Source organism: Propioniciclava sp. (assembly GCF_029977985.1).
In the GTDB taxonomy this organism is placed as follows: domain Bacteria; phylum Actinomycetota; class Actinomycetes; order Propionibacteriales; family Propionibacteriaceae; genus Propioniciclava.
On record NZ_JARKOT010000007.1, the window covers coordinates 1 to 6,001 of the forward strand.

The 6,001-nt window shown below is 70.2% G+C and carries 5 protein-coding genes; 3 read left to right on the forward strand and 2 right to left on the reverse strand.

From position 1 onward, the window contains the following. Both Q1K57_RS00510 and Q1K57_RS00515 read right to left on the reverse strand, forming a co-directional pair. Positions 1 to 507, reverse strand: a 507-nt coding sequence (locus tag Q1K57_RS00510) for an MFS transporter (protein WP_300077622.1), incomplete at its 3' end; no start/stop codon positions are given. Between the two features lie 61 nt (positions 508 to 568). Further along, positions 569 to 3,958: a hypothetical protein gene (locus Q1K57_RS00515; protein WP_300077625.1), complete on the reverse strand. Its 3,390-nt coding sequence runs from the start codon at positions 3,956 to 3,958 to the stop codon at positions 569 to 571. Positions 3,959 to 4,155: 197 nt separating this feature from the next. On the opposite strand from Q1K57_RS00515, the gene Q1K57_RS00520 reads away from it, so the two are divergent. From Q1K57_RS00520 to Q1K57_RS00530, 3 genes are all read left to right on the forward strand, one after another. Further along, on the forward strand, positions 4,156 to 4,437 hold the full coding sequence (locus Q1K57_RS00520; RefSeq protein ID WP_300077628.1) for a cell division protein SepF: 282 nt from the start codon (positions 4,156 to 4,158) through the stop codon (positions 4,435 to 4,437). 132 nt (positions 4,438 to 4,569) lie between these two features. Next, complete coding sequence (locus tag Q1K57_RS00525) at positions 4,570 to 5,274, forward strand: transglycosylase family protein (protein ID WP_300077631.1); 705 nt, start codon at positions 4,570 to 4,572, stop codon at positions 5,272 to 5,274. Between the two features lie 99 nt (positions 5,275 to 5,373). Further along, positions 5,374 to 5,910, forward strand: coding sequence for a DUF4870 domain-containing protein (locus tag Q1K57_RS00530; protein ID WP_300077633.1), 537 nt, complete (start codon positions 5,374 to 5,376; stop codon positions 5,908 to 5,910). The last annotated feature ends 91 nt before the right edge of the window (positions 5,911 to 6,001 follow it).

Below are 6,001 nucleotides of genomic sequence, written 5' to 3' on the forward strand. Positions count from 1 at the left end.
CTGGATGATGGTGCCGGCGAGAACGGGCCCGACGGCGACGGACGCCGACACGACCAGCCCGAGCAGGGCGAACGCGCGGGCGCGGCCGCCGCCGGTGAAGTACTGCTGGATCATGCCGGTGACCTGCGGCGAGTAGAGGCCGGCGCCGAGCCCTTGGGCGAGCCGAGCCGCGTTGAGCGCCCAGGGGGCCGTGGCGAGCCCGCAGAACAGGGAGGCCACCACGAAGATCGCCATGCCGGCGACGAACAGGGATCCGCGGCCGAGGACGTCCCCCGCCCGCCCGGCGGGGATGAGCGCGATGCCGAACGCGAGGGCGTACCCCGACAGCACCCACTGCAGGTCGGACGCCGACGCGCCGAGCCCGTCCTCGATCGTGGCGAGGGCGACGTTCACCGACGACACGGCCATCAGCGACATGCCCATGGCCAGCAGCAGGACGAACAGGATGCGCCTGCGGTCGAACACCCGCTCCCGCCCCTCGATGCGGATGACGTCGCGCTCGTTCACGCGCCGTTTCTATCACCGGATCGCAACACGAGTGGTGGTCGGGCCGCGGGTGGCCGTCACGTCACAGCGGCTGGCGCCCCAAGGTGCCCACGAGGGAGGCGCGGTACTCGTCCGAGCGGCGTCGGTCGAGATCGGCCTCGGTCTGGGCGATGCGATCGACGAGCTGGATCCGCTGCGCTGCCTCCGAACCGGACGCGTGCTCCGCGAAGTCGCGCAGGTTGCCCAACGACACCTCGGTGCGACGCACGTCCTCCGCCTGCTTGGCGTCGAGCCGGGCCGCGTACCAGTCGCTGCCCAGCACGGCCTCGCGCGTGAACGCCGCCCGGAACGCCTCGTCGGTCAGCGTCAGCCCGTCGGCCGTCCGGCCGTACGCCATCACCTCGAGCAGTGCTCGCAGCGGCGGCACGGCGAACTCGACGGTCCCGTCGTCGAAATACGCCTTCGCCACCCGCTCGTGCGTCGCGACGATGGTGGCCATCGACTCGGCGAACGTGTCCAGGTCCTGGGTCTCGGGCGCGAGCATCTCGGGGGTGAACACGACGTTCGGGTGCAGGAAGATGCGCCCGAAATAGGCCGTCGCGAACGCCTCGTTCATCCGGTAGCCCAGCCGGCTCGCCGCGACCGTCTGTCCGCGGTGCTCGAAGTCCTCCAGCCTCTCCAGATGGCCGCGCTGGATGAGATGTCGCGCGTCGCGTTCGTCCGGCGTCATGCGGCTGAACAGTTCGGGCACGAGCATCGAGAAGTCGTGGTCGATGCGCACCTTGGGCCCGATGAATCCGGCCGAGCTCAGCCAGCCGTCGTAGCCGGTGAGCGCGAACGACAGGAACGCCGCATTCAGGTCGTAGACGGCGGGCAGCGCGTTGAACGGCGCCTTCGTCATCGCCCCCTCCGAGCCGGCGCCCGTCGTCGACGGCGACTTGCCCGTCATCGAGCTGATGAACTCCATGAACAACTCGGGCAGCTCCATGTAGTGGAGCGGGTTGTAGGTGCACAGGGGCGGTACCCCGGGTTCGGCAGGGTTGTTGCGCCGGCCCGCAGCGACGACGTCCACGGGAATCCGCAGCGGCTCGGCCGTCGGGATGCGGTACACGAGGTGCACGGCCGTCTCCGCTACGGCGGTCGCCTCCGGGTTCGACAGGTCGGGGCGCACCTGCAGGTAGCGCGGGTTCTTGCTCCGCTTGCCGTTCACGAGGCGCGGGTCGGCCGAGCACACGAAGTAGGCCGGGCCCTCGCCCTCGGGCTGCGTCGCCGCCTTCGCGATGAGCGCCGCCATCGGCTCGGTGAACTCGCTGTACGCCTGCACGTCGTCGACCATCCGGACGGCGTCCGCCCTCGTCAGCGGCTCGAAGTTCGAGATGAAGGTTCCCGGACGCGCCATGTCCTTCTCGGTCTGCTTGTCGTAGCCCCGGTGAATCGCGTCGTCGGGCCGCTGGAACAGCTTCTGCTCGCAGTTCTGCACGACCTTGCGCGGCACAGCGGACGCCGTCGCGTTCGACACCGGCACGGCGCCCGAGGGCACCACCACCGACGCCGTGATGTCGTCCTCCGACTGCACCTTCACCGCCGCCGAGAAGTCCGGGCGGAGGCTGAACAGCCGCCAGCTACCGTCCGACTCGAAACCGACCCGCAGGTAGTTGGCGACGATCTCGGAGCCGTCGATGCGCAGCGCGTTGCCCTCGCGGCCGTTCAGCGTGCGGACGCTGAAGTGTTCGCGCCAGTCGGCGCCCCACTCGGGCCGGTAGTACCGCTTGACGGTGAACAGCAACTCCTTGATGTGCGCCGGGATCCGCTCGAGCCGCCGGTTGTGCACCTCGGAGAAGTCGCGCGACGGCGTCATGAGCTTGATGACCGAACCGAGGCTGCGCTCGGGGCTGAGGATGCCGCGGTGGTCGTGGCCGTTGGCGGCGGCGTCCACGAAGCGGTGGGAGTAGTCGGCGTCGATGAGGGCCTGGACGTCGTCCATGTCTTCTTCGAAGTTCGACACGAAGCTGGGACCGAACTGGAAGGCGTCCAGGATCGACTTGCTGATCTCGCTCTTGCCGCCGCCGGACACGGTGGCCGGTTTGTGGCAGTGCGTCGGCGTCGGGACGGTGCCGACCAGGTGCCACGCCGTCTTGTCGGTCTCGCGGTGCTTCGCGTGGACCCGGTAGCCGTTGGGCAACAGGTAGGTGTGGTGCGCCAGCAGCGGAATCTGCCCCGACCCCCCGGCGGTGTCCCACGTGATGGTCTGGTCGACCATCGAGAAGGTGGCCTTTGCGGGCACGAGCGTCACGTGCGACCACTGCGTGTCGAGCGCGTGCCCCTCGGGCTGCAGCTGGAATCGCTCGGGGTCGCGGGCGACGGCGTCCGCCACGGTGTAGTCGTCGGGCGTGCGGTCGTCGGTCCAGACACGGCCCAGGTTGTAGGCGGGGAAGCAGATGGCGCCGCCCGCGTGCTCCTCCTCGGCCGAGCCCAGCAGGTTGGCCGAGTAGGAGATCTGCGTCTTGACCTCCTTCTTGCAGTAGCCGAAGTAGTTGTCGGCGATGACGGTCGCGATGACGCCGCGCCCGTCGCGCAGGCACAGCTTGAACGCCTGGCCGCCGTTGTAGAGCTCGTCCTCGCTGGTCCAGCACTGACCGTCGCGCTTCTGCCGCTCGGACGCCTCGTCGACGTGCGGCAGCCCGACATCCTTCTTGCGCAGCTGGGTGAGGTGCGGGGCGAGGACGACGAGGCCGCTGTGGCCCGTCCAGTGGCGCGGGTCGAGGGAGGCGTCGTTCTCGGGCAGGTACGGGTCGCCGCCGTTGCCGAAGATCGACTCCACGAAGTCCAGGTTCGCCACGAGCCCGCCGGGCGCGATGAACCGCACCTCGAGGCTGCGGCCGTCGGTCACGCCCGGCACCTCGGGCTGCACGAGCGGCCGCAGCAGGAGCGACACGAAGCATTCGGCGGGTTCGCTCGCGGTGGACGTCCAGGGCAGGACCATCCATTCGGACGGCGGGTTGAACGCCGCCTCGAACACGCGGGACGCCACCGCCTTGTCGACGGCGATCTTGTCGTCGGGGATCGGCAGGCCGCCCTCGGCGATGTGGAAGACGCCGGCGGTCGTGCGGCGGTCGTTGGCGGGGTTGTGCAGGACGCCGTTGATCAGCCGGTAGCTCGACAGCAAGCTGGAGCTGAACGCGTCGGCGTCCGCCGGCAGGCTCAACTCGCGGGCGAAGCCCGGCTGGTCGAGCACCAGCGTGCGGCGCGGCAGTTGGGGCGAGCCGGGGGCGTCCGCGAGGTAGTCGTCGAGGAAGTCCTGGATGCGCTGGTCGGTCGGCGACAGCCGTTCGGACAGGCGGCGCGCCATCTCCCGCTGGCGGGCGATCAGAGGGGCGACGACGTGCTCGTCCGTCTCGGCGTCCACGGCGACGGGTTGAGCGCCGATCAGGGCCAGGCGAAGGTTCAGGGCGGCAGTGGATGTTGGGCTCATGGGTCCATCCTCGCCGCCCGGTCAAGCGCGCGGGGCAGGTTCCACCGTTCGTCACCTGATGGTCACGCCCGGTGCGGCGCGGTGGGTCGCCCGTGTGTCCGGCCGGGTGCCGCACCGTGCCTCTGCAAGGATGGACGCCGAGGGCGTCGCTGTGCCGGACGCCGACCGCGCCGGTTTCGAGGAGGACGGTTCGAGGAATGGCCACCGCACGCACCATCGTGGTCCTGCACCCGACCTCGTACCGCGATTCGCGCCCCATCGGCGAACACCTGCGCGATGGCGACATCGTGATCCTCGATCTGACGCGGCTCGACTCCGACGAAGCCCACCGGCTGGTCGATTTCGTGTCGGGACTCGTGTTCGGGCTGCAGGGCAACATCGACCGCGTTACCGCATACGTCCTGCTGCTCGCCCCACCGGGTGTGGCCGCCATCGACGACGTGGAGCACCTGACCGGATCGTTCTACAACCAGAGCTGACGCACGCCTCGCCCCACAGATCTCAACTCACCCGTGAGACTTCCTGAGAGACCGGGCCCGTTTGATTGAATGTTTCTCAGGTTGTTCCCTACCGTCGTGATGGCACCCCAGTCACCTCGGAAAGGGACCACCATGCCCCTGCAGAAGCTCTGGGCCCGTTCGGCGGCCATGGCTGTGTTGGCCGGCGTCATGGCGCTCGGCGGCATGGTGGCCAGCTCGAACGCCGAGGCGTGGGACGAGGCCGTCTGGGACCGTGTGGCCGCCTGCGAGTCGGGCGGCAACTGGTCCATCAACACGGGCAACGGCTTCTACGGCGGGCTGCAGTTCTCGCCGTCCACGTGGAACTACTTCGGCGGGCAGGCGTTCGCGCCGTACGCCCACCAGGCCACCAAGGCGGAACAGATCGCCGTCGCGCGCCGCACGCTGTTTTCGCAGGGGCCCGGCGCCTGGCCGGTGTGTGGCACCCGCGCCGGGCTGACGAAGGACAACGGCGGCGCCGACCCGAACGCGATGCCCGACGCGACGAATCCCGCGCCGGCCCCCATCGCCCCGTCCGCGCCGGCGCCAGCGCCCGCGCCCGGCACCCTCACGGTCGACGGCATCCTCGGCGCCAACACGATCAAGGCGATGCAGGCTTGGGTCGGCACGGCGACCGACGGCATCTGGGGCCCGGCCACCACCCGGGCGCTGCAGTCCAAAGTGGGCGCCAAGGTCGACGGTGTCCGCGGCCCGGACACGACTCGCCGGACGCAGGCAGTCGTCGGCGCCACCCCGGACGGCGTCTGGGGCTCCGGCACGACGCGCGCTCTCCAGTCCTACCTCAACGAGGTGCGCTGAGGGGGCGTCCCGACGGTCGCCTCAGGGGCGCCCGGACCCCGCCCTGACCACACCCCGAATCCACTGTCCACGCGCGTGGCCGGCGGTCAGGATGGTCCCATGAGCACGTCGCAGCCCCAACCGCAGAACCCGAACCCGCCCACCTCCGGCACCGCGTGGACGAACCCCGTCGACGCCCCGCCGCCCTTCCCCCATGCGCCCACCGGGCCGTACACGAGCTATGGCGAGTACGAGAACCAGACCTACGCCCCGTTGTCCAGCACGGGGGCCCGCTCCCACGTCACGAGCGACGAGCGCCTGTGGGCCATCGCCGCACACCTGTCGGCGGCGATCGCGTGGGTCGTCTCGGCCGGCTGGCTCAACTTCGTCGGGCCGCTGGTCGTCTACCTCCTCCAGAAGGACAAGTCGCGCTTCGTCCGCAATGCCTCCGCCGGTGCGTTCAACTTCGCCGTCTCCATGGCCATCGTCAGCATCGTCGGCTGGATCCTGACGATCACCGTCGTCGGAGCCCTCATCGGCCTCCCGCTGATCGCGAGGGGTGGCATCGGCTCGCTGGTCCTCGGCCTCGTCGGTGCCGTCACGGCGTCGCGCGACGTGGCGTACACCTACCCCATGCAGATCCAGAACCTGAACTGACCCACCACCGGGTGGCCCCTCCGGCGGGGCGGCCGCGCGGGCGTCCGGCCCGTCGTCGCGTGCGGTGGGGGGCGGGGGGCCGGTGGGTGCG